At 29.9% G+C, this 25709-nt stretch carries 29 protein-coding genes; 10 read left to right on the top strand and 19 right to left on the bottom strand.

What is annotated here, in order from left to right; genetic code table 11:
- Positions 1–12: 12 nt before the first annotated feature.
- From H0I27_RS06345 to H0I27_RS06380, 8 genes are all read right to left on the bottom strand, one after another.
- The gene (locus tag H0I27_RS06345; protein ID WP_218733006.1) at positions 13–873 is read right to left on the bottom strand and encodes a substrate-binding domain-containing protein; all 861 of its coding nucleotides are present in this window, start codon (positions 871–873) and stop codon (positions 13–15) included.
- Positions 874–1743 carry a nucleoside phosphorylase gene (locus H0I27_RS06350; protein ID WP_218733007.1) on the bottom strand — a complete coding sequence of 290 codons (870 nt, stop codon included), beginning with the start codon at positions 1741–1743 and terminating at the stop codon, positions 874–876.
- On the bottom strand, positions 1744–2688 hold the full coding sequence (locus H0I27_RS06355) for a DUF1835 domain-containing protein (protein ID WP_218733008.1): 945 nt from the start codon (positions 2686–2688) through the stop codon (positions 1744–1746).
- 50 nt (positions 2689–2738) lie between these two features.
- Positions 2739–3062, bottom strand: a complete 324-nt coding sequence (locus tag H0I27_RS06360) for a translation initiation factor (protein WP_165730137.1) — start codon at positions 3060–3062, stop codon at positions 2739–2741.
- Between the two features lie 76 nt (positions 3063–3138).
- Positions 3139–4086 carry an isopenicillin N synthase family oxygenase gene (locus H0I27_RS06365; protein ID WP_218733009.1) on the bottom strand — a complete coding sequence of 316 codons (948 nt, stop codon included), beginning with the start codon at positions 4084–4086 and terminating at the stop codon, positions 3139–3141.
- A gap of 61 nt (positions 4087–4147) precedes the next feature.
- Positions 4148–4855: a DUF6048 family protein gene (locus H0I27_RS06370; RefSeq protein ID WP_218733010.1), complete on the bottom strand. Its 708-nt coding sequence runs from the start codon at positions 4853–4855 to the stop codon at positions 4148–4150.
- The gene (locus H0I27_RS06375) at positions 4836–5309 is read right to left on the bottom strand and encodes a DUF6452 family protein (protein ID WP_254712623.1); all 474 of its coding nucleotides are present in this window, start codon (positions 5307–5309) and stop codon (positions 4836–4838) included. The genes H0I27_RS06370 and H0I27_RS06375 overlap by 20 nt, the downstream gene beginning before the upstream one ends.
- Positions 5299–5589: a 4a-hydroxytetrahydrobiopterin dehydratase gene (locus H0I27_RS06380; protein ID WP_068450203.1), complete on the bottom strand. Its 291-nt coding sequence runs from the start codon at positions 5587–5589 to the stop codon at positions 5299–5301. The genes H0I27_RS06375 and H0I27_RS06380 overlap by 11 nt, the downstream gene beginning before the upstream one ends.
- 427 nt (positions 5590–6016) lie before the next feature.
- Between H0I27_RS06380 and H0I27_RS06385 the strand changes: the two genes are divergently transcribed.
- Complete coding sequence (locus H0I27_RS06385) at positions 6017–8599, top strand: sulfatase-like hydrolase/transferase (RefSeq protein ID WP_218733011.1); 2583 nt, start codon at positions 6017–6019, stop codon at positions 8597–8599.
- The gene (locus H0I27_RS06390) at positions 8596–9057 is read left to right on the top strand and encodes a DUF6702 family protein (RefSeq protein ID WP_218733012.1); all 462 of its coding nucleotides are present in this window, start codon (positions 8596–8598) and stop codon (positions 9055–9057) included. The genes H0I27_RS06385 and H0I27_RS06390 overlap by 4 nt, the downstream gene beginning before the upstream one ends.
- Positions 9058–9144: 87 nt before the next feature.
- Here the strand turns inward: H0I27_RS06390 and rlmD are convergent, their stop codons facing one another.
- The 3 genes from rlmD to H0I27_RS06405 form a co-directional block, all read right to left on the bottom strand.
- A complete protein-coding gene (rlmD, locus tag H0I27_RS06395) occupies positions 9145–10599 on the bottom strand; it encodes a 23S rRNA (uracil(1939)-C(5))-methyltransferase RlmD (RefSeq protein ID WP_218733800.1) in 1455 nt (484 codons plus the stop codon).
- A 100-nt stretch (positions 10600–10699) separates the two neighbouring features.
- Complete coding sequence (locus H0I27_RS06400) at positions 10700–11395, bottom strand: OmpA family protein (RefSeq protein ID WP_218733013.1); 696 nt, start codon at positions 11393–11395, stop codon at positions 10700–10702.
- Between the two features lie 16 nt (positions 11396–11411).
- The gene (locus H0I27_RS06405; RefSeq protein ID WP_218733014.1) at positions 11412–11888 is read right to left on the bottom strand and encodes a lipocalin family protein; all 477 of its coding nucleotides are present in this window, start codon (positions 11886–11888) and stop codon (positions 11412–11414) included.
- Between the two features lie 288 nt (positions 11889–12176).
- Here H0I27_RS06405 and H0I27_RS06410 point away from each other — a divergent pair, with 288 nt between their 5' ends.
- Positions 12177–12335 carry a YqaE/Pmp3 family membrane protein gene (locus H0I27_RS06410; RefSeq protein ID WP_082864245.1) on the top strand — a complete coding sequence of 53 codons (159 nt, stop codon included), beginning with the start codon at positions 12177–12179 and terminating at the stop codon, positions 12333–12335.
- 155 nt (positions 12336–12490) lie between these two features.
- Here the strand turns inward: H0I27_RS06410 and H0I27_RS06415 are convergent, their stop codons facing one another.
- From H0I27_RS06415 to H0I27_RS06425, 3 genes are read right to left on the bottom strand one after another with little or no spacing between them, the layout of a single operon-like run.
- A complete protein-coding gene (locus H0I27_RS06415; protein ID WP_218733015.1) occupies positions 12491–12829 on the bottom strand; it encodes a tRNA-binding protein in 339 nt (112 codons plus the stop codon).
- 3 nt (positions 12830–12832) lie between these two features.
- Complete coding sequence (locus tag H0I27_RS06420) at positions 12833–13297, bottom strand: DUF962 domain-containing protein (protein ID WP_218733016.1); 465 nt, start codon at positions 13295–13297, stop codon at positions 12833–12835.
- Between the two features lie 9 nt (positions 13298–13306).
- On the bottom strand, positions 13307–13843 hold the full coding sequence (locus H0I27_RS06425; RefSeq protein WP_218733017.1) for a YfiT family bacillithiol transferase: 537 nt from the start codon (positions 13841–13843) through the stop codon (positions 13307–13309).
- Between the two features lie 331 nt (positions 13844–14174).
- Between H0I27_RS06425 and H0I27_RS06430 the strand changes: the two genes are divergently transcribed.
- Positions 14175–14417: a LysE family transporter gene (locus tag H0I27_RS06430; RefSeq protein WP_254713150.1), complete on the top strand. Its 243-nt coding sequence runs from the start codon at positions 14175–14177 to the stop codon at positions 14415–14417.
- Between the two features lie 110 nt (positions 14418–14527).
- Positions 14528–15490, top strand: a complete 963-nt coding sequence (locus tag H0I27_RS06435) for a glycosyltransferase family 2 protein (RefSeq protein ID WP_218733018.1) — start codon at positions 14528–14530, stop codon at positions 15488–15490.
- Between the two features lie 57 nt (positions 15491–15547).
- Here H0I27_RS06435 and mazG read toward each other — a convergent pair whose 3' ends face one another.
- The 4 genes from mazG to ruvX all read right to left on the bottom strand — a co-directional run bounded on the left by mazG (position 15548) and on the right by ruvX (position 18147).
- Positions 15548–16327 (bottom strand): nucleoside triphosphate pyrophosphohydrolase, encoded by a 780-nt coding sequence (gene mazG, locus H0I27_RS06440; RefSeq protein ID WP_218733019.1) that lies wholly within the window; start codon positions 16325–16327, stop codon positions 15548–15550.
- Positions 16328–16372: 45 nt separating this feature from the next.
- Positions 16373–16792 carry a DUF5606 domain-containing protein gene (locus H0I27_RS06445; RefSeq protein WP_218733020.1) on the bottom strand — a complete coding sequence of 140 codons (420 nt, stop codon included), beginning with the start codon at positions 16790–16792 and terminating at the stop codon, positions 16373–16375.
- 102 nt (positions 16793–16894) lie between these two features.
- Positions 16895–17485, bottom strand: coding sequence for a peptide deformylase (gene def / locus H0I27_RS06450; RefSeq protein ID WP_218733021.1), 591 nt, complete (start codon positions 17483–17485; stop codon positions 16895–16897).
- Between the two features lie 251 nt (positions 17486–17736).
- Positions 17737–18147 (bottom strand): Holliday junction resolvase RuvX, encoded by a 411-nt coding sequence (gene ruvX, locus H0I27_RS06455; protein WP_218733022.1) that lies wholly within the window; start codon positions 18145–18147, stop codon positions 17737–17739.
- A 381-nt stretch (positions 18148–18528) separates the two neighbouring features.
- On the opposite strand from ruvX, the gene H0I27_RS06460 reads away from it, so the two are divergent.
- The 3 genes from H0I27_RS06460 to H0I27_RS06470 are packed head-to-tail and all read left to right on the top strand — an operon-like array spanning position 18529 to position 21070.
- Positions 18529–19344 carry a 2,3,4,5-tetrahydropyridine-2,6-dicarboxylate N-succinyltransferase gene (locus H0I27_RS06460; RefSeq protein ID WP_218733023.1) on the top strand — a complete coding sequence of 272 codons (816 nt, stop codon included), beginning with the start codon at positions 18529–18531 and terminating at the stop codon, positions 19342–19344.
- Positions 19345–19356: 12 nt separating this feature from the next.
- Positions 19357–20121 carry a glycosyltransferase family 2 protein gene (locus H0I27_RS06465; protein WP_218733024.1) on the top strand — a complete coding sequence of 255 codons (765 nt, stop codon included), beginning with the start codon at positions 19357–19359 and terminating at the stop codon, positions 20119–20121.
- Entirely contained in the window at positions 20108–21070 is a 963-nt protein-coding gene (locus H0I27_RS06470; RefSeq protein WP_218733025.1) for a stealth family protein, read from the top strand. The genes H0I27_RS06465 and H0I27_RS06470 overlap by 14 nt, the downstream gene beginning before the upstream one ends.
- 32 nt (positions 21071–21102) lie before the next feature.
- Here H0I27_RS06470 and H0I27_RS06475 read toward each other — a convergent pair whose 3' ends face one another.
- On the bottom strand, positions 21103–22989 hold the full coding sequence (locus tag H0I27_RS06475; protein ID WP_254713151.1) for an LTA synthase family protein: 1887 nt from the start codon (positions 22987–22989) through the stop codon (positions 21103–21105).
- Between the two features lie 494 nt (positions 22990–23483).
- Here H0I27_RS06475 and H0I27_RS06480 point away from each other — a divergent pair, with 494 nt between their 5' ends.
- The gene (locus H0I27_RS06480) at positions 23484–24902 is read left to right on the top strand and encodes a CCA tRNA nucleotidyltransferase (RefSeq protein WP_218733027.1); all 1419 of its coding nucleotides are present in this window, start codon (positions 23484–23486) and stop codon (positions 24900–24902) included.
- 7 nt (positions 24903–24909) lie between these two features.
- The gene (locus H0I27_RS06485) at positions 24910–25707 is read left to right on the top strand and encodes a glycosyltransferase (protein WP_218733028.1); all 798 of its coding nucleotides are present in this window, start codon (positions 24910–24912) and stop codon (positions 25705–25707) included.
- Positions 25708–25709 lie beyond the last annotated feature (2 nt).

A 25709-nucleotide genomic window follows, 5' to 3' on the forward strand; every position in this document is an offset into this window, starting at 1 on the left:
TGGTTTTTCGTGCTAAATGTACATATTTTTTATGAAATTGCTCGAATTTTTCTTCTCTTCAATAACGTTAAACTGTACCATTTTATTTTGTATGCGTGTAATTTTATTTTTAGAAATAGGTTTTCCGTCATTCCATTCAGTAATTTTTAACCATTGCTGGATGTCTTCTAATTGCTGCTCGTACCTAGCTGCCAGAATTTTATCAATAGCATCAATTTTTTTAAAGTCTTTTGTTTTGCCATTAATAATGTCTAAAACTTTTTTAACTTCTTCAAAATTATTTTCTAAAACTTCATCTCTAACTGCAATTACAAAACATGGCCAAGGAGTGGGGCAGTCGTCAATTAATCTAAAAGTACCATTGTCTACTAAGGGTTTTGTGGTAAAATGTTCCCACATAAAATAGTCTGCTTCTCCGTTGGTTAAAGCATCAATTCCACCTTGTAAATTACCAATTACTTTAAATTTTAAATTTGCAATATCCCAACCTTGGTTGTATGCGTTTACGATAGCCATTAAATGAGAACCAGAACCAAATCTACTAATGGCAATGGTTGCATGCTCTAAGTCTTCAATATTTTTAAAAGATGATTTTGCGCCTACATGAATTCCCCAAATTAATGGAGATTTTACAAATGTCTGTACAATTTTAGAAGGGTTTCCGTCTGCAATATCTTTAATAATTCCTTCGGTTAAAACAATAGCAATATCTACATCACCAGCACGTAAAGCTTTACACATGGCACCTGTTCCGCCAGGGAAATCTTGCCAACGTAGATTGATGTTGTGTTTTTTGTATTCTTTGTTTTTTAAAGTTAAATACCAAGGATAATTAAAATGTTCTGGAACTCCGCCAATTGTAAGGTTTGTCATCTACTTAACTAATTTTTCAAGTGTATATTCTATTAAATCGGCAACTACTTTTCCTGGGTTTTCACTAAAAGATCCATTGGCTCTATTAGCTATAATTGCATTAATAGAACAAGCTTTGTGACCTAAAAGTTTAGATAAACCATAAATAGCTGAGGTTTCCATTTCTAAATTGGTAATTCTATGTTGGTTAAAACTAAAACTATCAATTTTATGGTTTAGTTCATTGTCTTGTATCGCTAAACGTAAAACTCTACCCTGAGGCCCGTAAAAACCTCCAGCAGTAGCTGTAATACCTTGATGTGTTTTATCAGATTTTAACCTGTCTTCTAATTCTTTACTATTTTCAATAACAATAGGATATGACTTTTTAGCACTCCAATTGGTATGCTTTACAAAAGCATCTTCAATTTCTGGATTAGAAATAGCATCAATTTGATAGGAGTGAAGCAACCCGTTTAAATCTAACCCGTGAGAACCAATTACAAAAGAATCAACTGGAATATCATCCTGTAAAGAACCTGAAGTTCCTATTCTTACAATATTTAAAGAAGTTAAATTCTCTTTAGGTTTTCTTGTTTTAAGATCGATATTTACAAGTGCATCCAATTCATTTAAAACAATATCTATATTATCTGGACCGATTCCGGTAGAGATAACTGAAAATTGTTTGTTCTTGTAAGTACCTGTAGTTGTTTTAAATTCGCGTTTTTGAGTAGTAAATTCGATAGAATCAAAATGTTTTGAGATTTTATCGACTCTATCTTGATCGCCAACAAAAATTATATTTGTGGCAATATGTTCTGGTCTTAAATTTAGATGATAAATACTTCCATCCGGATTTAAGATAAGTTCAGATTGTTTTATAGACATTTAAGATGTAATTTGTAATAGTTTTTCTGATTGATGATTGTAAAGAAAACTATATTTTTTTGCTCCACCAAGATACGAATTTTCATTGCGAAGTTCGCCATAAAAATTTAGCTGGTTTTCTAATACTTTTTTTCCTTTTCTAGATAATTTTACCGGATCGAAAGAGGTAAATAATTTTTGAAGTTGTTCTATATGATGTTCGTACTGTAAATCTCCCAAACCATAAACAGTTTGTGTTTTTAGCAATTGCTGTACTAATTGATTTTTAGAAGAAAATTGTTGTGTGTTTGCAGTTTCTAAAATAGTATTTTCAACTATATTTAATCCATTTTTAATGGAAGGAAATCTTTGTAAGTGTGCTTCTAAAGCTTCTACTAGATAAGTAAAAGGAGACATAGGATTGAATTTGTAGACCGTTTCTAATCTAAGTGGACTGTCTGAGCAGTATAGTTGCCAAATATAGTCTGCGTACTCAATATCATCTTGAGATAAATCTATTCTGTTTTTATAATGTTGCTGAATTTGATTTTCAGTAAGCTCAGACAAACTCTTTAGTTTCTTATTTCCTTTTATTTTACCATTAGTTACTAAAGAAATATGATAGCCACTTCTATAGGTTTTTAACCAACTAATAACGGCAATCATATTAATTTGACAGAACAAGTCGTGATCAAACCATAAGACTATTTCTTTAGATTCCTTCTTACTACAAAGGGTTCTATACTCTTTTAAAGTAAAGTCTATAAATTTCCTTTTGCTAATATTGTAGGAAGTTTTTAAAAAGTCGAACCTGTTTTTCCAAAAAGTTTCACTGCCAACATCTACAGTTGTTTTTCCTTCACATAACATTTCTCTCCAAGTAATAAAACTTCCAGAGAAATGAAGTTTTTTTAGATAGTTTGTAGTACTATCTCCATTTGTAATATGTAGTATAGACGAGTTCATAATTTATTAATAACGTTTACAGGAATTATTTATTGTAAGAGTACTAAATTTTATCCACCAACTCGCTTCACTTTAAAGCCTTTATCTTTTAGCATGGTCATTATTTGATCTCTAAAGTCACCTTGAATAATAATTTTATCATCTTTAAAACTACCGCCAACAGATAGTTTGGTTTTAATCTCTTTTGCAAGTTTTTTAAAGTCTGATGTTGCACCAGTATAGCCTTCTAAGATAGTAATTGGCTTCCCTTTACGTTTTTCGTATTTGCAAATAATCGGATCGTCTTGTAACCAAATATCCGATTTTTCTTTTACAGGTTCTACAGTTTCCTTATGCTCTGGAAATAAATTTTTTAATTGATCTTTGAAATCCATGTTTTCTCAGTCTTCAGTCTTTAGTTTTCAGTCTTCAGTTAACTTATTGCTGCTAACTGAAGACTAAAACTGCAAATTATTTCTTTAATCCTAATTCTCTTAATCTTTCGTCTAAAAACTCACCAGCAGTGATATCTTCAAATTGTTTAGGGTTGTTTTCATCGATACAGTTTTCTAAAACATCTAATTTCATATCAGAAACAGGATGCATAAAAAATGGAATTGAATAGCGTGATGTTCCCCACATTTCTTTTGGTGGATTTACAACTCTGTGAATGGTCGATTTTAGTTTGTTATTACTATGACGAGATAACATGTCTCCTACATTAATCATTATTTCATCTGGTTCGGCCATAGCATCAATCCAATCTCCTTTATGGTTTTGCACTTGTAATCCTTTACCTTGTGCCCCCATTAATAAGGTAATTAAATTAATATCTCCGTGGGCTGCAGCTCTTTCTGCTCCTTTAGGTTCTGTTTGTATTGGTGGGTAATGGATTGGGCGTAGAATACTGTTTCCGTCTTTAATATAATTGTCAAAATACGTTTCTTCTAAACCTAAATGCAAGGCTAAAGAACGTAAAACATATTTAGCTGTTTTTTCTAACATTTGATACGTTTCTTTACCAACTGCGTTAAAGTTTGCCAATTCGTTTACAGTTACATTATCTGGATATTCTTTAGCGTATTTAGAAGCTGCGTCTACATACTGACCAAAATGCCAAAATTCTTTTAAATCTCCTTCTTTTTTTCCTTTCGCAGATTCTTTTCCAAAAGAAACATAACCACGTTGTCCTCCAATACCTGGAATTTCATATTTTTCTTTGGTTTCTATAGGTAAATCAAAAAAGTTTTTAATTTCTGTATATAAGCTTTCTACTAATTTGTCATCTAAAAAATGACCTTTTAAAGCTACAAAACCTATGTTTTCGTAAGCATGACCAATTTCATCAATAAATTGTTGTTTTTTGTTTTTATCCGAAGATAAAAAGTCTGCTAAATTTACACTAGGAATTTTATTCATGATGTTTTGTTTAAAAAATAAGGATGATAAAGTTACTAAAAAATACTAAGTTGTAATAAAATTACTTTTTCTTAAAAGGAATTAAGTACGTAAGTGTGTAGTTAAAACCGAAACCTGTACCACTATCAAAGACTCTATTAAAGCCGGGTGCGTAAAGAGTTTCAAAATTATCTGGTTCTTTTACACTCAGAGCAATCTTGTAAGAACCGCTAAAAGAAACAAAGAAGTTTTTAAAGGTTTCTACTTTTAAACCTATTATAAACTCTGTCCAATGTACATTTAAATCTGTAGCCGATACAGATGAGGTTATTTCGTCTGCAGGGAAATATACTGAATTAACGTTGGGTGTGTAAGTGTTTAAAGTTTGATCGAAAATACTAAAACCATAACGAGCTCCTATAAAGATTTCATTGTTCATGTCTAACCAATTTTGGTAGACATTATAGTTAACACCAAGTCTTATATAACTCCCTTTTACGGTAGAGTTTGTGTAGTCTTCAGTAGTTGTTTCTTCTTCAAAACCAACTTCTGCAGCAAGGTATAAGTTTTTTTTAATTCTATAGTCTCCTACAATTTCTAATCCAGAATAAGAACTATTAAATTGTGCCAAAATGGGTTTGCTAATGTCCACACCAACTCTTAATCCGTATTTAGATTTATAGACAATAGAGTCTTTTTCAGCATTTATAAGTGTGTCCTTTTTCTGTTCTTGAGATTGCCCATTAACAAAAACAAAAAGGAAACAGATGCTAATGAAATATTTGTACATGTGCTGTGTTTTGATTGTCTAGTGTTGTTAATGTTGATGGTGTAAATTCTTTTATCCAAGTATTATCAGAAAAAAAAGTAACATCATTAAAAGTAATTTTATATCCACAAGAACGAGATACATATTCTTCTTTTGGAGTATAAGTTATGGTAAAAGTATCTACATCTGTTCCGTTAGAAAGTTTATAAACAGTTTCTGTTGTTAAACTATTTAAAGGAATATAAATAGAGTCTAAACTAGTACCATTAAAATCTGCGATGGTATCTTTCCCTTCTGCCCAAACATATAAAGTACTCACATCTTTTGTAGACTCCTTATTCGTGTCATCATAAAAACGCAATACCAAATTAGGAGTAACAGGGTTTTGTAGACAGAAATCATCTTTAGTACAAGAGGTGTTTATAAGCAAACCAATTACTAAAATAACTGTTATTTTATAGATACTATTCTTCAACTTCTACAATTTTATTGATGGCTTTAGCCAATTTAAAGTCTAGTTTTGTAACACCATCTACATCATGTGTGGTCAACTTAATATCTAAAGTATTATAGTTGTTTGTCCATTCTGGATGATGGTTTAAAGCTTCACACTCAAATGCAATTCTATTCATTGCAGACATACAATCTTTAAAGTTATCGAACTCAAAATCTGTATGCAAAGCATCGTCATAATAATCCCAATCTTGTAATTTTTCTAATTTTCTATTGATTTCGAAATCTGTTAGTTTTTTCATAGTGAAAAAGGATTTATGTTAATAAAAAGGTTCATTATAATTTCGTTTTGTACATAAAAAATGAATTTTAAAACAAAAGATAATTATTTGTGATTTTATAAGGTGCTAAAATAGTTTGATTTTCATAAATAAGCTTTAATTCTTTAGAAATTATGAACGGATTTAACATTTTTGTAGTAAAACTAGAGGTAATTGTGATAGTCAAGTTTTTTCTTTTGTCCCTTTTCTCTTGTAAGAACTTTGGATTCTTTTTTTTATTTAGAGATTGATGTTTTTAAAAACGTTACATTATTATTAAACTCTAAAAAAAAGATCAATTAAACCATTTTCAAAATAATTGGTCTAAAATTTAGAAATGTGATTTTATAAGTTTTAATTACTATTTCTAATCAACTACAACTTTCTAATCAACTACAACAATTAATATATGAGAATATTAAAAACCATTCTATTAGTGTTTTTTTTCAAAACAACAATTTATAGTCAACAACAATCACCAAACATATTATTAATAATTGCAGATGATTTAGGAATAGATGCTGTTTCTGGATTTGGAATTAGTGAAGACTTACCTGTTACACCAACATTAGACTCATTTAGAAAAAAAGGCGTGTCTTTTACCAATGTTTGGGCAGCACCACAATGTTCGCCTACTCGTGCGGCAATTATGAGTGGGAAATTTGGAATTAAAACAGGAGTGATGAGTCCCCCTTTAATTTTAGATACCAGCCATACTTCTTTATTTACCAAAATAAAAGAACAAAGTAGTACAGATTATAGTATGGGGCTTATTGGTAAATGGCATATTGGTGGAAATAGTAGTGCTAATTACAGTCATCCAGAAGATTCTGGAGTACCTTTTTATGAAGGCGTATTTACGAGTCAGGTTGATGATTATTATAATTGGACAAAATTAAATTCAGACGGACAAGAAGAGCAAGTAGACGAATATATTACGACGCATTTAACCAATAGTGCAATATCCTGGATAGACAATCAAACGAAACCATGGTTTTTATGGTTAGCGCATATTGCTCCACATATTCCTTTTCAAATACCACCGGAAGGTACGTATACAACTTCGCCAACAGATGATAGAACTACCTATTTAGCAATGGTTGAGTCTTTGGATTATGAAATTGATAGACTTCTTAAAAGTATGGATGAAGAGACGTTAGAAAATACAGTTATTATTTTTATTGGAGATAATGGTACTCCAGGGAAGGCAAATAATTATTTTCCCAATGGACATGTAAAGTCTTCTTTATATGAAGGCGGAATTCGAGTACCTATGATTATTACAGGGAAGTCTGTAGAAAGAGTAAATGAAGTAGAAGCAAGCCTTGTGCAAGCAACCGATTTACATGCTACAATTTTAGAGTTAGCTGGTGTGCAATTAAACGGAGGAACTGAGAATAGTTTAAGTTTAAAACCTGCATTGATATTTGAAAACCAAATAGGAAGACAGATAAATTATACGGATTATGAAAGTAATGGTACAGAATCTTGGGCTACTAGAAATGCTACTTATAAGTTAATTGAAGATGAAAATGGAGGTGAGGAGTTTTATAATATTGTTGATGATTTTAAAGAAGAAACTAATTTAATAGGAAGCTTAACAACTGAGCAAGAAACAATAAAAGCAATGTTGCAACAAGAGGCTCAAATAATAAGAACTGATTGGTCTTGTAGTGATGGAATTAAAAATGGAGCAGAAACTACTTTAGACGACTGTAATGATACTTGTGGTGTTACAGATGTGTTGAGTTATGACTATATTGCTTGTACTGATATCCCCACAAGCCCTAGTATTTATTACGAATATGTAGAAGGAGACCAAAGAGTTGTGTATTCTAACAATTATCCAAATCATAATTTTTCTTATGTTTCACCTAGAACTCCAGAACCTTATTATAGAGTGTATAATTTTGATTTAGCACCAAAGTTATCTGGAGAAACAACTAGTATCTCTAGAACAAACGGAAGACCTGTTAATTATTTTGGAATCAGTTTAAATGGAGTTTATATGATGCCAGCTCCTGCAACACCATTTATTTTTGAAAATACAAATACTGGGCAATATAATTGGGATTGGGTATTTGAACCTACAACCAATATTGGGGATGGAAGAGATTTTGTTGCTTTAGATTGTGCTTCTGCTCATGTAAACCCGAATTCAGGTTATCATTATCATGGAAATATGTTTGGCTATGTAGAGGTACTAAAACCAGGTATTTCTTCAACAAATACAATTCCAACAGAACTTTTACAAGTAGGTTGGGCTTCAGATGGTTTTCCTATTTTATATCGATTTGGCCCTGATAAAGATGGAAATGTCAAAGAAATGTTTCCTAGTTTTCAATTAAAAAGTGGTCTAAGACCTGGAGATGGAATTAGTGCTCCTTGTGGGCCTTATTCAGGAAAATACACTAATGATTTTGGGTATATAGCAGGTAAAGGAGATTTAGATGAATGTAACGGAATTGAAGCTTCGGTTACGTTAACGACCGCTCAAGGTGAAGAAACTTTTGAATATTATTATGTAGTAACTCAAGATTTTCCGCAGATATCAAGATGTATGAAAGGAAATTTTAATGATAGTTTTATTAGCAGTGCAGGTGCTTTAAATGATGTTGATGCAGATTCAGATGGCTTTGTGAGTGCTTATGATTGTGATGACACCAATGCGAATATCAACCCTTTTGCAATAGATGATCCAGCAACGAGTGTAGATGAAAGTTGTGGGTCTACTTTAAGCATTGATAAACCTGAGTTAGATGAATTAGGTTTCTACGTAAATTCAAATCCTAATAATGGCAGTTTTTCTGTTATATCCACCCATGTAGAAAAATACAAGGCAGCATTGTTTTCTTTGAAGGGGCAGTTAATTAGTCAAAAGTCAGGTATTGGTGTCATAGAATTTAAGAATATTATAAGTTCAGGCATCTATCTTTTAAGAATTACAATAGATGGAAAATTAGTAGGGACTTCTAAAATAATTGTAAAATGAGAATTTTAATTATTACATTTTTATTTTTTTTAAACTTTGGCAATACCAATGATTTTCATGATGCTGTTTCAGCCACTTTTAATGTTGTTGAAAGAGGACATGTTTTAATGCTTGAAATTGATTTTGATACCTTCAACTTTTTAAAGTTGGATGCTTCAAAAAGTATTAAAGTAACTAAAGATGATTTTAGTGCATACCTGAATAAAACATCGAGTTGGAAATTTGATGGAGAAAAAATAACACCTCAAGTTTTAACTATAAAATCGGAAAATCATCATACAAAAGTGATTTGTTTTTTAGCAAAGTCTAGAAAAAACATAAAAAAAGTTGAAATTAAAAATGAGTTTTTATTAAATGTTGAAACGCATTCTAATATCGTTGAGTTAGATATAAACGAAACTTTCAAAGATTTTAGGATGTATAAGGATAGAAAAGAAATTGTGGTGAATTATAATTAGAATTATCTTCAAGTTGATGTAGACTAAAAAATCTCAGGTTAATTATTAACCTGAGATTTTTTAATATATATAGTTTATGAAATTTAGTTATTTCTTCTCAAACAAAACCACTGTTTCAATATGACTAGTATGTGGGAATTGATCTACCAAACTAATCTTTTTAATAAAATAACCAGCTTCTGCTAACAGTTCTGTATCTCTAGCTTGAGTTGCTGGGTTACAAGAAACATACACCATTCTATCAGCATTTAGATTAATGATTTTTTGTAATGTTTTTGGCGCAATTCCTGCTCTTGCAGGATCTAAAATAATTGTCTTTATTTTATCTTTATATTCTGGATGTGCAACTAAGAATTTACCAACATCTGCTGCATAAAATTTTAGTCCATCAATATTATTTCTTTTGGCATTTTTTTCAGCATCTTCAATAGCGGAAGCCACGATATCTACACCAACAATTTTTGCGTTTTCACTTTTAGAAGCTACAATCTGACCGATGGTTCCTGTACCACAGAATAAATCCATTACTACAGTATTGTCTACCTTCGTTTTATCTTCTAAAACATATTCAACAACTTTTGAGTATAACTTTTCGGCACATTTAGGGTTCGTTTGAAAAAAGCTTTTCATGCTGATTTCAAAATTCAAACCTAATAATTCTTCAACAATTTTATCTTTACCATACACTAAGTCTAAACTACCCGCTGTTGCAATAGTTCTATCGCCCGTCTCATCATTAATAGTATGTAATAAACCTGCTAAACGATCTCCAAAAATATCCTTTAGAAAAGAAGCAAATTTCTGTAAATCAAAATTCTCTAATTCAGGAGAAGTAGTTACCAAATTACATAATAATTCGTCTGTTTTAAAAGATTTTCTTACAACAAAGTATCTAAAGAAACCGGTCTTTTTTGGACCATGCCAAGGCTCTAAACCAGTGTCTATACAATATTGACGAATGTTTTTTAAATTGTCTTCTAATTGCTTGTCAAATAAGCCAGAATCTTTTTCTAAATTATCTCCCATCCACCAAACACCACGTCTTTTAAAACCTAATGTAAACTCATCTTTATCTCTTTTTGTAACTCTATCATATCCAATAGCAGAAAAACCATATTCCATTTTATTTCTATAATGAAATACGTTTGGCGAGGTTACAAATTCATCAAATAGATCTTCGATATTAGCTACTTTTCCAATTTTTTTAAATAAGGTTAAAGTACTTTCTTTTTTATATTGATGTTGTAAATCTATAGGTAATTGAATATAAGGCGCACCAGGAATGTCTTGATAAGGAACTTCTACCTCATCTTCAGATGGTTCTAAAACATCTATCAACTTTGCTTCTGCATAGTTTTTACTAGACTTACTTATTTGTGCTTTTACTAATTGACCAGGCAAGGTATTCGGAACAAAAATAACAAAACTACCTTCATCAGACTGGATTCTTGCAATCCCTTTTCCGCCAAAAGCGTAATCTTCAATTTTTAATTCTAAAACTTGCTTCTTCTTTACAAATTTATTTCGTTCTCTACGTGGCATTCTTAATTGTTTATGTGGTGCAAAATTAGGGAAAATATAGTTTGATGAAACAAAAAAGGCCACTCATTTGAGTAGCCTTTTTATTAAAGTAAGATTATATTTAGTTTCCTGCTTCTTTTTGTGCTTCTTGAATCATTTGTTCATTGGCAACAATAGCAAACTCTACACGTCTGTTTTTACTTCTTCCTTCTGCAGTTTCGTTTGTTGCAATAGGATCATTAACACCTAAACCTTTGGTTTCAAATCTTGCATTTTCAAGACCTTTAGTGGTTAAATACTCTTTTACAGAATTCGCTCTTTTTGCAGATAAAGTTTGGTTGTATTCAACTCTACCAGTGCTGTCTGTGTAACCATAAATAACAATATTAGTATTTTCGTAACTATTAAAAATAGGAACTAATTTTTCTAAATTTGCTTTTGCTCCTACAGATAATGTAGCTTTATTAGTATCAAATCTAACGGCATTTTCACCTAAAGTTAACATAATACCTTCACCAACTCTTTCTACTTCTGCACCAGGTATTGCTTCTTCTATTTCACGAGCTTGTTTGTCCATTTTATTACCAATTACACCACCGGTAACACCTCCAATTACACCACCTAAAACAGCGCCTAATTCAGAATTTTTACCATTTCCAACATTGTTTCCAATTACGGCACCTAAAATAGCACCTGCTGCAGTACCAATACCAGCACCTTTTTGTGTGTTGTTTGCATTTTTAACAGCTTCACAAGAGGTTAGCATGCTTGCTGTTATAAATAATACTGATAAACTATAAATTATTGATTTTTTCATTGTGTTTCTTTTTTAATTATTTTCTTTGAAAAGAGTAAGTAATATCTTTTGTTTGTCCTGCAACGTTAATTTGGTCTACCAATTGGAAGCTTGATTCTGTTACATTTATAATATCTAAAACAAAACCATTATTTACTTCTTTTGCTTTGTAGTCGTTAATGATTTTTAAAACAAATTTTCCATCTTTATTTAGGTACCAAGTTATTGGAGAACTAAATTCTTTACAAGAGGTGCTTAGACTAGTAAGTGCCATTTCTCCTTTGTTGTTATTTGAAACAAAACTCCAGTCACTACCAACAAAACATTTAGAGTCTGCTATGTAAAAAGAAGTTACATTTAAAAAGTCTGATCCAGGAAAGTCAACAGCAGTCATTGTAAAATTTCCTTTTAAAATACGTTCGGTTTTATTGTCTAATTTGGTACTAACTGCAGAGGTAGATTTACATGCAATAGCTACTGAAATAAATAAAACAATACATAAAATTTTTTTCATAAGTAATATAGATTAGTTTTTTGCAAAGTTAAGAATACTAGTTAGCATATTCTTTATTTTTATATGCTATAGTTTAAGACACGTTTTTATAAAGATAGTCACTTTTATTGACATATTTTTTGAGTTTTTTTACAATTTATTTTAAATAAAGTCTATTCTGTTATTTAATGTTGATTTTGTTGAGGTTATAAATAGAAAATAACATATTTAAACTTTATTTTTTTAGCATTTCTCTGTAACAAATTTATTTTTGGTTCGTCTTATTTCTGTAACCAACTAAATATAAAAATGAGTTTTATAAGGGTATTACTTGCTATTTTCTTTCCGCCACTTTCTGTGATAGATAAAGGTTGTGGTTCTTTCTTTATTATTTTTTTACTGACGCTTTGCGGATGGATTCCTGGAGTAATCGGAGCTTTAGTCATTTTAAATAATCCGAAAAATTAATTTTTATGGCATTGACATAAATTAGTTTTACAGATTTCAAGAAACTTGAAACCTGAAACTATTGTACTTCTTGCGTAAAATAAACCTATGTTTACTATGTTTCTATGTGGAGGTGCTTTAAATTCCTTAAACCTTAAACCTTAAACCTTAAACCACTAATTAACTTGCTCTCCGTTTTTTATCTCTTTAGAGGCTTGTAATAAAATCACATCTCCTGCAGTATTATAAACACCAATTACTAAGCATTCACTCATAAAGTTGGCAATTTGTCTAGGTTTAAAATTTACAATTACAGAAACTTGTTTGTTTAGTAAATCATCTTTTGTATACAAATCAGTTATTTGCGCACTAGACTTTTTAATACCCAATGCGCCGAAATCAATTTTTAGTTGATAGGCAGGTTTTCTTGCCTTAGGAAAATCATTCACTTCAATAATAGTTCCTATTCTAATATCAACTTTTAAAAAATCTTCAAAGGTAATTTCTTCTTTCATTCCTTATTTTTTCTTTCCTAATTTTTGTATTACCCATAAAGGACCAATCAATAAAAATTCTAAATCTTTTAAGAATGATGGTTTTGCACCTTCTACTTTATGTCCATAAAACTGGCCAATCCAAGCTAAAATAAAAATAATTAAAGAAGCGAAAAGCAGGTTTACTTGATTACTTAGCCAAAAATTGGCTGCAATTGTTATTAAAATTATCAAAGACATTTCTATAAAATACCAAAAGCCTAAACGCAAATAAAAAATAGAAATAACAAGACCAACTATTACAGCCCAATTTTCTATTAAAGGATTAGATAAGTTTAATGTGTTTTCTAAAAATGTGGTTGGTATACTCATGAGTAAACCAATAACACTAAAAAAAATTAAAGGAACACAAATGTAATGTATCGCTTGGTTTGTTTCGTTTTGATGACTAACTGCATATTCATCAAAATATTTTTTAGCTGTTTTCATAAGTTGTTTTTATTTCCAACCTTCACGAATCATCAATTCTTCTATATGTGCAAAATGGTGCTTACTGTGCCAAGCATAGATACAAATGTTTTCTTTTAAACTAACTTCTTTATTTCCAGATGGATGAATAAATATTTTGTTTAACTGTGCATCCGTCAATTTACGTAAGAAATACACCCATTTAGAATGTAAGGCTTTTAAAGCATCAATTGATAAAAATACAGGGTCAGATTTAGAATCTTCTAATTCTGCCCAACGTTCTTCATAATAGGCTTTTATAACAGGTTTGTCTTCTGTTAAAGCCCATTTAAAACGCGTATATGAATTATGATGACTGTCATAACAATGATGTATTACCTGTCTAATTGTCCAGCCGCCCTCACGGTACGGTGTGTCTAATTGTTTGTCAGATAGGTCTTTGGTTAGGAATTCTAGTTCTTGAGGAAATCTTTCCAAAATAGAAACCCAATCTTCAATATTTTTATTTGTGATGTTTTTTGGAATATTTGTTCTTCCTATCGGATATTTTAGTTCTTCTAGTGTCATTTATTTCTTTGTTATTTTCTTTAAAAAACGTTCAGAATTTTTGTTTTCTGGGTTAATAGCTAACGCTTTTTTAAAGTTGATAATTGCATTGACAGTATCTTTTTTCAAAAAATAAGCTTCTGCTATGCTATCAAAAACGTTTGATTTATTTGGGTATAATATAGCGTTTATTTTGAAAAGCACGATTTTCAAATAAAAAAATATCCTTTTACTTCTTATTTTACCAATTTGCTAAATATCAATAATCTTTTTGATCGTTTTTTCTCTAATTGATAAACAGATCTATTTGCTCACCTAACTAAATAAATCGTATGTTTTTAGATATATAAAATTGATATTTTTTTTAACCTTCTTACCACAGTTTATTAATCCTTTAGAAATAGAAAATCCAGGGCCTTTTTTTTTATTAGGTTTTACATTTACGCTTATTGGTACAGTTTGGTATTTAGGATTGTCTTTTTTTGCGAGTCTTTTTTCTCAAAAGTTACAGAGTAATCCTAATTTTAATGTTTGGTTAAATAAAATTAGTGGTTTTATTTTTATTCTGATGGCGTTTTCAATTATACTAAGCTAAAGCTATCTTTTTTTTGTTGTTTTTTTCTGATTTATGAACGTTCAATTTTTTACATTTACAAGATTGTTTTAAATTAGTTTAACATTTAAAACTTTGAAAATATTTATAATTTGAGTCTCAATTTTTCCTTAATAATTCCAGTTTACAATCGTCCTAATGAAATAGAGGAGTTGTTAGAAAGTCTTACAAAACAAGATTTTTCTGATGATTTTGAAGTTTTAATTATAGAGGATGGTTCTACGGATAAAAGTGATTTAATTGTTGAGAAGTATAAAACTGAATTAGATTTAAAATACTTTTTTAAAGAAAACAGTGGGGCAGGAGCGAGCCGTAATTTCGGAATGCAAAATGCTTCAGGAAATTATTTTATTATTTTAGATTCTGATGTTATTGTTCCAGTACAGTATTTATCCGAAGTGCAAAAAGCCTTAGAAACTAATTTTACAGATGCTTTTGGTGGGCCAGATGCAGCGCATAAAAGTTTTACTTCGTTACAGAAAGCAATTAATTACTCGATGACTTCTGTGTTAACTACAGGTGGAATTAGAGGTAAAAAACAAGCTGTCGGTAAATTTCAACCAAGAAGTTTTAACTTGGGGTTGTCTCAGATAGCTTTTAAAAAGACACAGGGTTTTTCTAAAATGAAAAACGGAGAAGATATCGATTTAACATTCCGACTTTGGGAAAACGATTGTGAAACACAGCTAATAGAAAAAGCTTTTGTGTATCATAAAAGAAGAAGCTCTATTCAGCAATTTTTTAAACAGACCTTTGGTTTTGGAACAGCTAGACCTATTTTGAATAAAAAATATCCCACAACAGCAAAACCGACCTATTGGTTTCCTTCTTTGTTTATTATTGGAATTGATGTGAGTATTATTTTAGCCATTTTGGGCTATAACCAATTGTTGTATTTCTACGGATTTTATTTCTTGTTAATTTTCTTAGATTCTTTAGTGCAGAATAAGAATTTAAAGGTCGCTTTTTTGAGTGTATTTACTTCTTTAACCCAGTTTTTAGGATATGGATTAGGGTTTTTAGAATCGCAATTTTATCCGAAGAAAAATAAGTAAATTAAGGTTTCGACTGTAATCATCAACTTGATATAGAAAATAGTCTAGTTTATTTTTTTACTTAAAAAATTCTTTAGATTTCTCCCAATACACATCCATTTCAGTTAAAGACATATCAGCAAGTTCCTTGCCTTCTTTTTTAGCTTCTTGTTCTAGAAATTGAAAACGATTAATAAACTTCTTATTCGTTTTTTCTAAAGCATTTTCTGGATTTACGCCAATAAAGCGAGCGTAATTAATCATAGAAAATAAGACATCACCAAACTCTTTTTCTGTGTTTTCTTGGTTTCCTGCTTTTACTTCTTCGTTTAGTTCTGTAAGTTCTTCTTGTACTTTTTCCCAAACTTGTTCGGGTTTTTCCCAATCGAAACCAACACCTTTTACTTTTTCTTGAATTCTACTTGCTTTTACAACCGCAGGTAAACTTTTAGGAACACCTTCTAGAACAGATTTATTTCCTTCTTTTAATTTTAATTGTTCCCAATTACGTTTTACTTCTTCTTCTGTTTCAGCAACAACATCTCCGTAAATATGTGGGTGTCTGTGTACTAATTTGTCGCAAATTGCATTGGCAACATCAGCAATATCAAAAGCCTTTTTTTCGCTTCCAATTTTAGCATAAAAGACGATGTGCAGAAGCACATCGCCTAATTCTTTTTTAATTTCTTGTAAGTCATTATCTAGAATAGCATCGGCCAATTCATACGTTTCTTCAATAGTAAGATGACGTAAGCTTTCTAAAGTTTGTTTTTTATCCCACGGACACTTCTCACGAAGATCGTCCATAATATCTAACAATCTATTAAAAGCCGCTAATTGTTCTTTTCTGCTATTCATTTTTTTAGTTTTGAATACTGAATACTGAATACTGAATACTGAATACTATTTTTCAGTTTCTTCAGCAGATACTTCTTCAACTTTAGGAAATTCCATGCCAGCTTTTACTAAAATATTAAACCACTGAATTACTTTTTTTATGTTAGAAGCATATACTCTTTCTTCATCATAACCAGGTAAAACCTCAGAGAAAAATGCAATTAAATTTTTGCTATTTTCTTTATGAGATAAAGCCTCTTTACCTTCTGTTTTTTCATACGTAGAAGTAAAAATGTTTAATAAAGGCACATCTTCTTCATACGTGTAAATTGCTATGTTTTCTAACAAGCTAACGTTTTGAGCAGCATTAATTGCTACACGTTTTTTTTCTACTAAAGATTCTGCGATTACTGCATTTTTAGATTGTGAGATTACTTGAAATAATCCAGGTTTACCAGTTACGGCAATAATTTTGTTAAATTCCATTTTTGTATATTTTATTAAATGTCATTTCCAGAACAGACAAACGTTTTCTTAAATCAAAAACAATTAGTTTGTGACTGAGCTAGAAAAAGACATGGTTTTTTGTTATTTACCTTTTTTTGCATTTGGGAAACGCATTCTGTAGTCTGCATTAACTTTCCCTTTAGAAATATTTTCTAATTTCTTTTTTATCAACCTCTTTTTAAGGGAAGAGAGTTTGTCTGTAAACAAGACTCCATCTATATGGTCGTATTCATGTTGAAAAACCCTTGCAGCTAAACCGTCTAAAGTTTCTGTATGAGTTTTAAAATCTTCATCTTGATATTCAATAGTAATTTCTGGCTGACGAAAAACATCTTCTCTAACATCAGGAATGCTTAAACATCCTTCGTTAAAAGCCCATTCGTCACCTTCTTCCTTTAATATTTTAGCATTTATAAATACTTTATTAAAATCCTTTAAAGCTGCTCTATCCTTTTCAGATAAATCCTCATCTTCAGCAAAAGGAGAAGCATCAATAACAAATAAACGGATTGCTTTACCAATCTGAGGAGCTGCCAAACCAACACCAGAAGCATTGTACATGGTTTCTTTCATATTAGAAATCAATTTTTCTAAATTAGGATAATCTGCATCAATTTCTACGGACATTTTTCGTAAAACAGGATCTCCGTAAGCTACAACTGGTAATATCATTTCTTTATTTTTAAGATTGGCAAAAATACAATTTACAATTACGAATTACGAATTTTTTGAAATTGGATTTTATTTTTTTTTGAGTTTTATTTTTTAAACAGTTTTGTCTTTGCTCTAATAAGGTTAAAACATCTAAAAAGAACCTATTGTTTAAAGTGAGTTTCTCATTCTTCGCATGAAAAAACTTAATTGTAAAAGTTGCTTAACTAATAGAATAACATTAGCAAACAATCAAACAATTTTGCGTTTTATTACTTACTATATAAATAAGACTGTAAAATAATGGTAGCACTAATTTCATCAACCAAAGCTTTATTTCTACGTTGCTTTTTATTTAAGCCTCCATCAATCATCGTTTGAAAAGCCATTTTAGAAGTAAAACGTTCATCAATTCTTAACAATGGAATTTGAGGTATTTGGTTTTCTAGTTTTTTTAGAAACGCAAGTATTAAAACTTCACTTTCACTATCGGTATTATTCATCTGTTTCGGTTTTCCTACCAGAAAAAGATCTACTTTATTTTCAGAAATATATTTTTTCAGAAAAGGAATTAAATCATCGGTGTTCACGGTTGTTAAACCAGAGGCAATAATTTGTAGTTCATCTGTAACTGCAATACCTGTTCTTTTTTTACCAAAATCGATGGCGAGAATTTTACCCAAATTAAATGTTTTTTGCAAAAATAAAAGTTATAATATAATAACTACTGTTTAATTTAAATATTATCAATTAGTTAACGTTTTTTTTGTTTTATGCCGTATAAACACCCAAAATGTCTAGTTAAATTCAATTTTATTCTCCTAACACTTACATTGGCATGAAACAATTCAATTTTATTGTCAATCATTTAAAAAAACATTTGTTTGTCAGCTAGTTACAATCAAGCCTTAGTTCTTGATTCTAAATACAAAGTGGTCTTATGTGTTTTCTCGAAGATAAATGATAATTGTATTTTAAACAAGATGTAATAATCTGTTTAAAAAACGTATATTCGTCCACGTTTTTGTGGATAGATTTATATTTGCGCAAATATACATATTAGAATGAAAGAAATTAGAGAAATCATAGAGTCAGCTTGGGAAAACCGCGAGTTGTTAAAAGAAGAAAATACAATTAACACAATTAGAAAAGTTGTTGATTTATTAGATAAAGGAGAATTAAGAGTTGCTGAACCAACAACGGATGGTTGGCAAGTAAATGAATGGGTAAAAAAAGCGGTAGTTTTATATTTCCCTATTCAAAAAATGGAAACTTTAGAAGCTGGTATTTTCGAATACCACGATAAAATGCCTTTAAAAACAGATTACGCAGCACAGGGAGTTCGTGTAGTTCCTGGAGCGTCTGCTCGTAAAGGATCTTATCTTTCACCTGGTACTATTTTAATGCCAAGTTATGTAAATATTGGTGCGTATGTAGATGAAGGTACTATGGTAGATACTTGGGCTACGGTTGGTTCTTGTGCACAAATTGGTAAAAACGTTCATCTTTCTGGTGGAGTAGGTATTGGTGGTGTTTTAGAACCATTACAAGCGGCACCTGTAATTATAGAAGACGGAGTTTTTGTTGGTTCTAGATGTATTGTTGTAGAAGGTGTAAGGGTAGAAAAAGAAGCAGTTTTAGGTGCAAATGTTGTATTAACAATGAGTACTAAAATTATTGATGTTACTGGTGATGTACCTGTAGAAACTAAAGGGGTTGTTCCTGCTCGTTCTGTAGTGATTCCTGGTAGTTATACAAAGAAATTTCCAGCAGGAGATTTCAATGTGCCATGTGCTTTAATTATAGGAAAGAGAAAAGAAAGTACCAATAAAAAGACTTCTTTAAACGATGCGCTACGTGAATATGATGTAGCCGTTTAAGAATTAGGTACTATGACAAAAATCACAGCAATTATACCTACATTAAATGAAGAAATTCATATTGCTGATGCTATTAAATCAGTAAGTTTTGCAGATGAAATTATTGTTATAGATTCTTATAGTACAGATAAAACTTTAGAAATAGCTGAAAAGCTACATGTAAAAATCATCAAGCGAAAGTTTGATGATTTTTCTTCTCAAAAAAACTTTGCAATTGACCAAGCAGCACATAACTGGATTTATATTTTAGATGCAGATGAAAGAGTTACGCCAGAAGTAAAAAAAGAAATTTTAGAAGCGGTTAAAAACCCGAATGGTTTTGTCGGTTTTTATGTAAGAAGGACTTTCTATTTTTGCGAAAAAAAGGTAAATTATTCTGGTTTTCAGAGAGATAAAGTAATTCGTTTATTTTTAAAAGAACATTGCAATTATAAAGGAGCTGTTCATGAAAGAATTGCATCGAATGGAGAAATTGGTTTTTTTAAACATAAAATAGACCATTTTTCATATAGAAATTATGATCATTATATTTCTAAAATGAATCATTATGCAGCAATTAGAGCCAAAGAATTACATGAAAGAGGAGCTAAAGTGAATATTTATCATGTAATGATAAAACCCTCTGCAAGGTTTTTTATTCATTATTTTATCCGCCTTGGGTTTTTAGATGGTTTTACTGGTTTTTTAGTTGCAAAAACACAAGCTTATGGTGTGTTAACGAGGTATATTAAGTTATGGTTATTAAATAATAAGAAGCATTTAAATGGAAGAATCTAAAGGAATTGTTATTGATGCTGTTATTACTTGGGTAGATGGAAATGATCCCCTACATAAAGCCAAAATGAGAAGATATTTAGATGATAAAATTATACTATCTCCTAAGGGAATTAATCTGCGTTATGGGCAAATCGGTGAAATCGAATTTTGTGTAAAGTCTATTTTAAAGTATGCTACATTTATAAGACATATTTATATAGTTACAGATAATCAGACACCTCAATTTTTAAAAAAGAATTCATCACTTTATTCCAAAGTGAAGATTATAGATCATAAAGATATATTTAAAAATCATGAAAACTTTTTACCAACGTTCAATTCTAGGTCAATAGAAACAAGGTTATATAAAATACCCGGTTTATCAGAAAGGTTTATTTATTTTAATGATGATTTTTTTTTACTTAAGAAAACAAAAGTAGAAGATTTTTTTATAGGTGATTTACCTGTATTAAGGGGGAGTTGGTTAAGATTTGATAGTGATGTTTTATATAAAAAAATAAAAAATATTTTTAAGAAACAAAAAAAAGAGAAAAGAGTTGGGCATAAGATTGCACAACAAAAAGCAGCCCAAATCTTAGGTTTAAAAAAATACTTTAAATTTCATCATACACCTCAACCTTTAAGAAAGTCGACTTTTGAGAATTTTTATAAAGGTAATCAGTCGTTAGAGGTTTTAAATATTAAACCAAGATTTAGAAGTGATAGTCAGTATATCGCTCAAAGTTTAGCTAATCATTTAGAGATAAAGAATAAAACCTCAATTAAAAAAAATAATTATAATTTGGTTTATTTTCAGAGCTATAAAAAACCTCTTTTTTTTATTAAGAATAAACTTAAAAGAGCTGAGAAAAATCAAAATAAACTCTTTTTATGTATGCAGAGTTTAGACCAATGTCCTTCAGAAAAACTAATTTATATAAAAAATTGGCTTCAAAATAAATACGAGTAATTATTTTGAAGTCCAATTATAGCTTTAAGTATTTAGTCTACAGTTGTAGATTTAGGTATTTTCTTGTTGTTAAAATATAAATATTTGGTTGTATAATAGTAAGCGGATAAAAGGCTATCCATTTGTTGCGCAACCTCAGGCTTCTCTAACTGAATATCTTTTACTGTATTTGTATCTAAACTGTACAAACTCGTTTTTTTAGAGATGTTTGTTTTCTCGTAATAAAAATTATCTTTTAATATTCCAACTCCTTTTTCTCCTTTACTTTGTAAGTAGACAAAAGCAGCAGTATCTGTGTTGGTACTATCTAATAGGTCTCTTCCTAAAGTATAATTTGTATAGTCTACTTTAGCGATGCTTGTTGCCGTAGGAAACACATCTATTAATTTAGCATATTTATCAACTACTTGAGGTTTTACATATTTTGGGGCATGAATAAAAAACGGCACATTATGCACTTGTATCCCTAAATCATCTTGATTATTTTTTAAGAAATTTAGTTTTTTCATACCTCCTCTATGATCGCCAAAAAAGACAAAAATAGTATTGTTATAATAACCAGTTTCTTTAGCTCTTTCTAAAAAACGTGCAACATTAAAATCTAAATATCTAATTGCGTTTAATTGTCCTAAAGATCTAAAACCACCTTTTGACAAGGTTTTTTCGTCTATTTCGTCCTCTAAAATAGGTTTAAAACTTTCTTTTTTGTCAGGTACTGTAAAAGGCATGTGGTTTGTTGCTGTTTGAATGTAGGCAACAAAAGGTTTTCCGCTTTCATGTAGTTTTTTAAATTCTTTGTCAGACTCTTTAAATAAATCGTAATCATCAATTCCCCAAACATCAGCTCTGTTTTCTTCTTCGAAACTACCTTCTTCAAAAATTTGTAAATCTTTTACATTCGATTGAAATACGCCTCTTATATTCGCCCAATTTGCAGAGCCACCTATAAAATATTGTTTTTGATACCCTTCATACTGATCAAAAATAATACGTTGATCTATAATCATAGGGTTTCTAGAAGCCGTTTTTACATCCTCTATATCTGGTAACCCCGTAACACTAGCAAAAACGCTTGCTGCTGTACCTGGTTTATGAACATAGAATTTAGAGAAGCTTAAACTTTCCTTTATAATAGAATCCATTTTTGGGCTAGAGTTTAAAGGATTACCATAATGACTCAATGTTGCCGTTCCTGTAGATTCTAGCATTACATAAATTACATTTGGCTTCTCTTTATATGGTTCTTTAAAAGTTACTTTCTTTGCAAAATTTATAGTGTCTTTTGGTAAGTTTAAGTGTTTTGCAATTACAGGGTAATAAACTTTAAATTTTTCAATATTAGCACCTTCACTTCTAAATGAAAAACTATCAAAGAAATATAAAACAGGGTTTAATGCAAATTGATTTACGGTAGTGTTTTTAGAGAAAAAAGCCTCACTCCAGCGCAATGGATAGTGTGTAATACTGTTATAGATACCAAAAGATAAAACGAGTATGGTTAGAATAATAATTACTGCTTTTACTTTTTTTGTTATTTCTTGATGTGCTTTTGAAAATATATTATATACAAAATTAGCATATTTATAGATGATAAAACATAAGATTATCAACCCTATAAGTCCTTTATAAATAGGGTAACTTTCAACTAAAACTTGACTAGATATTTTTAAATTACCTAAAAATCGAAGTGAAGAAGCATCTAATCGAATTCCTAAATACTCATAATAACCAAGGTCAAATAAGTAAAATAAAGTTAAGGTCAAATAAGTTAAAACGAGATATGTATTCGCTATCTTTTTATAAATTTTCCTTTCAAAAAAACGAAAATTAGTGATTAAAAGTAATATCGCTAGTGGGAAAAAAGCAATAACGGCAAGTTTTAAATCAAAACGTATCCCTAAGAAAATAGCTTTTTGCAATTTTAACGGATCAAGATCTTCTACTTGTATAAAGAAAAGGTAAAAGATTCCTCTAAAAAGTACTGCGAAAATAAATAGAAAAAATACATTTGTAAAAATGTATTTTATGTAACTCGGAATTTTTTGAAACATAGGTATTATATAGGAGCGCAAAGATAGTATTTTTAGAATACACAGTTATAAAGTTCATTTCAATATTTGAGAGAATCTAGCATCGGTTTTAATTTATATTTATTGCTAAAGACTTGAATAAAACAAAGTACTTATAGATACAAATCACTAAGTTGTTTTTATTACTTATTATTTATCCGAGAGATTATTACTATGGTAATTGTATTGCTAACTATTACCTTAGAATCATTTTAAGAAAAAGTAATTCATTTTTTTGTGTAGCATGTTTTATATAGTAAATTTGCGGTAAATTAACATGAATGTAAAATGACCAATTACTTATAGATTGGTGACTTATATTCGAACTTTAAGAGCATAAATTCATGCAAAAACAATTCTTTAAAGAAGCCATTTCTCTAGAAATATTTAATGTTATATCCAAAGCATCCAAAGAGTTACAAATAGAGAGTTATGTAATTGGCGGTTATGTACGTGATTTTTTTTTAAAAAGAGGAAACTCTAAAGATATTGATGTTGTAGCGGTTGGTAGTGGTATTGAGTTGGCTCAAAAAGTATCTAAACTGTTGCCAAATAAACCCAAGGTACAAGTTTTTAAGACCTACGGAACTGCAATGTTACGTTATAATGATGTAGAAATTGAATTTGTTGGCGCTAGAAAAGAATCGTATTCTGAAGATAGTAGAAATCCTGATGTTACAGAAGGTAATTTACAAGACGATCAAAATAGAAGAGATTTAACGATTAATGCGTTGGCTTTAAGTTTAAATGAAGATAGTTTTGGCGCTTTATTAGATCCTTTCAATGGAATAGAGGACTTGAAAAGTAAGGTGATTAAAACACCTTTAAATCCAGATATTACGTATTCTGATGATCCTCTAAGAATGATGCGGGCCATTCGTTTTACAACGCAATTAAATTTTAATATTGATAGAGAATCTTTAGATGCAATTTCTAGAAATGCTTATCGATTAAAAATTATCACTCGTGAAAGAATTGTGGACGAATTGAATAAAATTTTGTCATCTCCAAAACCATCAATTGGTTTTTTATTGTTAGAACAAACAGGTTTGTTAAAGCAAATATTACCTGAGTTAATGGCTCTAAAAGGAGTGGAGGAAGTAGAAGGGCAGAAGCACAAAGATAATTTTTACCACACTTTAGAAGTGGTTGATAATATTTCTGAAAATACAGAAGATGTTTGGTTAAGATGGGCGGCATTATTGCATGATATCGGAAAAGCACCAACTAAAAAATTTAGTAAAAAAGTAGGTTGGACCTTTCATGCTCATGAATTTGTAGGTTCTAAAATGGTGTATAAGTTATTCAAGCGTTTAAAAATGCCTATGAATAACAAAATGAAATTTGTTCAGAAAATGGTCATGTTAAGTTCTAGACCTATTGTTTTGGCAACGGAAGTTACAGATTCTGCAGTTAGACGTTTGGTTTTTGATGCTGGAGATGATATTAATTCATTAATGACTTTATGTGAGGCAGACATTACAACTAAAAACCCCAAGAAATTTAAACGTTATCACCAAAATTTTGAGTTGGTAAGAATTAAAATAAAAGAAGTAGAGGAGAGAGATCAAGTACGTAATTTTCAACCACCAGTTACTGGTGAAGAAATTATGGAAGCTTTTAATTTAAGACCTTGTAGAGAAATAGGTCAAATTAAAGAAGCTATTAAAGAGGCTATTTTAGAAGGAGAAATACCAAATGAAAAGCAAGCATCTTATGATTTTATGATTGAAAAAGGAAAAGAATTGGGTTTGAAAATTTAGATAAAAAATGAAAGTATCTGTAATTATTTCTTATTATAAAAATAAAATTAATCTAAACTTAATTTTAAAAGCTTTACAAAATCAAAGTGAAACTAATTTTGAGGTCATTGTTTCTGAAGATGATTATAATGAAGATACATTTACTTTTTTAGAAAACTGTAAAAAAGACTATAATTTCCCAATAAAGCACACAAATCAAGATAAAGATGTAGGGTTTAGAAAAAACATGATGCTAAATAAATCTACTAAATTGGCTCAAGGTTATTTATTGGTTTTTATTGATGGAGATTGTGTTCCTCATAAACATTTTATAAAAGCCTACATAAAAAATTTTGAAGAAGACGTAATGTTAAAAGGACGTAGGGTAATGCTTTCAGAAAGACTTACATCAAAGCTTAAAAAAACATTTAATTTAAAACTGTTAGATTTACCTAATGTTTTATTTTCAAAAAGCAAAAAGAAAAAAATTGGAGTTTATAGTCCATTTTTAAATTTGTCTTACAATAGTGATAAAAAATGGCTACTTGGATGTAATTGGGGAATCTCTAAAAAGACAATTTATAAAGTAAATGGTTTTGATGAAGATTATCAAAGAGCGGCAGTAGGTGAAGATAATGATATTGAATGGAGGCTTAAGTCCATTGGTGTTAAAGGTAAATCTGTAAAAAACAAAGCTATTGTTTATCATTTATTTCATAAAGAAAAATATTCTAAAGAAGATTTATTATTTAATAAACAGATTCTTAAGAATAAAAAACTAAAAAAAAACTATTACTGTTTAAACGGATTAGATAAGGTAACTTAGTT

This window comes from Polaribacter sp. HaHaR_3_91 (genome assembly GCF_019278525.1).
Lineage (GTDB): Bacteria > Bacteroidota > Bacteroidia > Flavobacteriales > Flavobacteriaceae > Polaribacter.

Coding starts and splice junctions, on each gene's coding strand:
- H0I27_RS06345 (WP_218733006.1), bottom strand. CDS start 873: ATGACAAACCTTACAATTGGCGGAGTTCCAGAACATTTTAATTATCCT.
- H0I27_RS06350 (WP_218733007.1), bottom strand. CDS start 1,743: ATGTCTATAAAACAATCTGAACTTATCTTAAATCCGGATGGAAGTATT.
- H0I27_RS06355 (WP_218733008.1), bottom strand. CDS start 2,688: ATGAACTCGTCTATACTACATATTACAAATGGAGATAGTACTACAAAC.
- H0I27_RS06360 (WP_165730137.1), bottom strand. CDS start 3,062: ATGGATTTCAAAGATCAATTAAAAAATTTATTTCCAGAGCATAAGGAA.
- H0I27_RS06365 (WP_218733009.1), bottom strand. CDS start 4,086: ATGAATAAAATTCCTAGTGTAAATTTAGCAGACTTTTTATCTTCGGAT.
- H0I27_RS06370 (WP_218733010.1), bottom strand. CDS start 4,855: ATGTACAAATATTTCATTAGCATCTGTTTCCTTTTTGTTTTTGTTAAT.
- H0I27_RS06380 (WP_068450203.1), bottom strand. CDS start 5,589: ATGAAAAAACTAACAGATTTCGAAATCAATAGAAAATTAGAAAAATTA.
- H0I27_RS06385 (WP_218733011.1), top strand. CDS start 6,017: ATGAGAATATTAAAAACCATTCTATTAGTGTTTTTTTTCAAAACAACA.
- H0I27_RS06390 (WP_218733012.1), top strand. CDS start 8,596: ATGAGAATTTTAATTATTACATTTTTATTTTTTTTAAACTTTGGCAAT.
- rlmD (WP_218733800.1), bottom strand. CDS start 10,599: ATGCCACGTAGAGAACGAAATAAATTTGTAAAGAAGAAGCAAGTTTTA.
- H0I27_RS06400 (WP_218733013.1), bottom strand. CDS start 11,395: ATGAAAAAATCAATAATTTATAGTTTATCAGTATTATTTATAACAGCA.
- H0I27_RS06405 (WP_218733014.1), bottom strand. CDS start 11,888: ATGAAAAAAATTTTATGTATTGTTTTATTTATTTCAGTAGCTATTGCA.
- H0I27_RS06410 (WP_082864245.1), top strand. CDS start 12,177: ATGAGTTTTATAAGGGTATTACTTGCTATTTTCTTTCCGCCACTTTCT.
- H0I27_RS06415 (WP_218733015.1), bottom strand. CDS start 12,829: ATGAAAGAAGAAATTACCTTTGAAGATTTTTTAAAAGTTGATATTAGA.
- H0I27_RS06420 (WP_218733016.1), bottom strand. CDS start 13,297: ATGAAAACAGCTAAAAAATATTTTGATGAATATGCAGTTAGTCATCAA.
- H0I27_RS06425 (WP_218733017.1), bottom strand. CDS start 13,843: ATGACACTAGAAGAACTAAAATATCCGATAGGAAGAACAAATATTCCA.
- mazG (WP_218733019.1), bottom strand. CDS start 16,327: ATGAATAGCAGAAAAGAACAATTAGCGGCTTTTAATAGATTGTTAGAT.
- H0I27_RS06445 (WP_218733020.1), bottom strand. CDS start 16,792: ATGGAATTTAACAAAATTATTGCCGTAACTGGTAAACCTGGATTATTT.
- def (WP_218733021.1), bottom strand. CDS start 17,485: ATGATATTACCAGTTGTAGCTTACGGAGATCCTGTTTTACGAAAAATG.
- H0I27_RS06460 (WP_218733023.1), top strand. CDS start 18,529: ATGAAAGAAATTAGAGAAATCATAGAGTCAGCTTGGGAAAACCGCGAG.
- H0I27_RS06465 (WP_218733024.1), top strand. CDS start 19,357: ATGACAAAAATCACAGCAATTATACCTACATTAAATGAAGAAATTCAT.
- H0I27_RS06470 (WP_218733025.1), top strand. CDS start 20,108: ATGGAAGAATCTAAAGGAATTGTTATTGATGCTGTTATTACTTGGGTA.
- H0I27_RS06480 (WP_218733027.1), top strand. CDS start 23,484: ATGCAAAAACAATTCTTTAAAGAAGCCATTTCTCTAGAAATATTTAAT.
- H0I27_RS06485 (WP_218733028.1), top strand. CDS start 24,910: ATGAAAGTATCTGTAATTATTTCTTATTATAAAAATAAAATTAATCTA.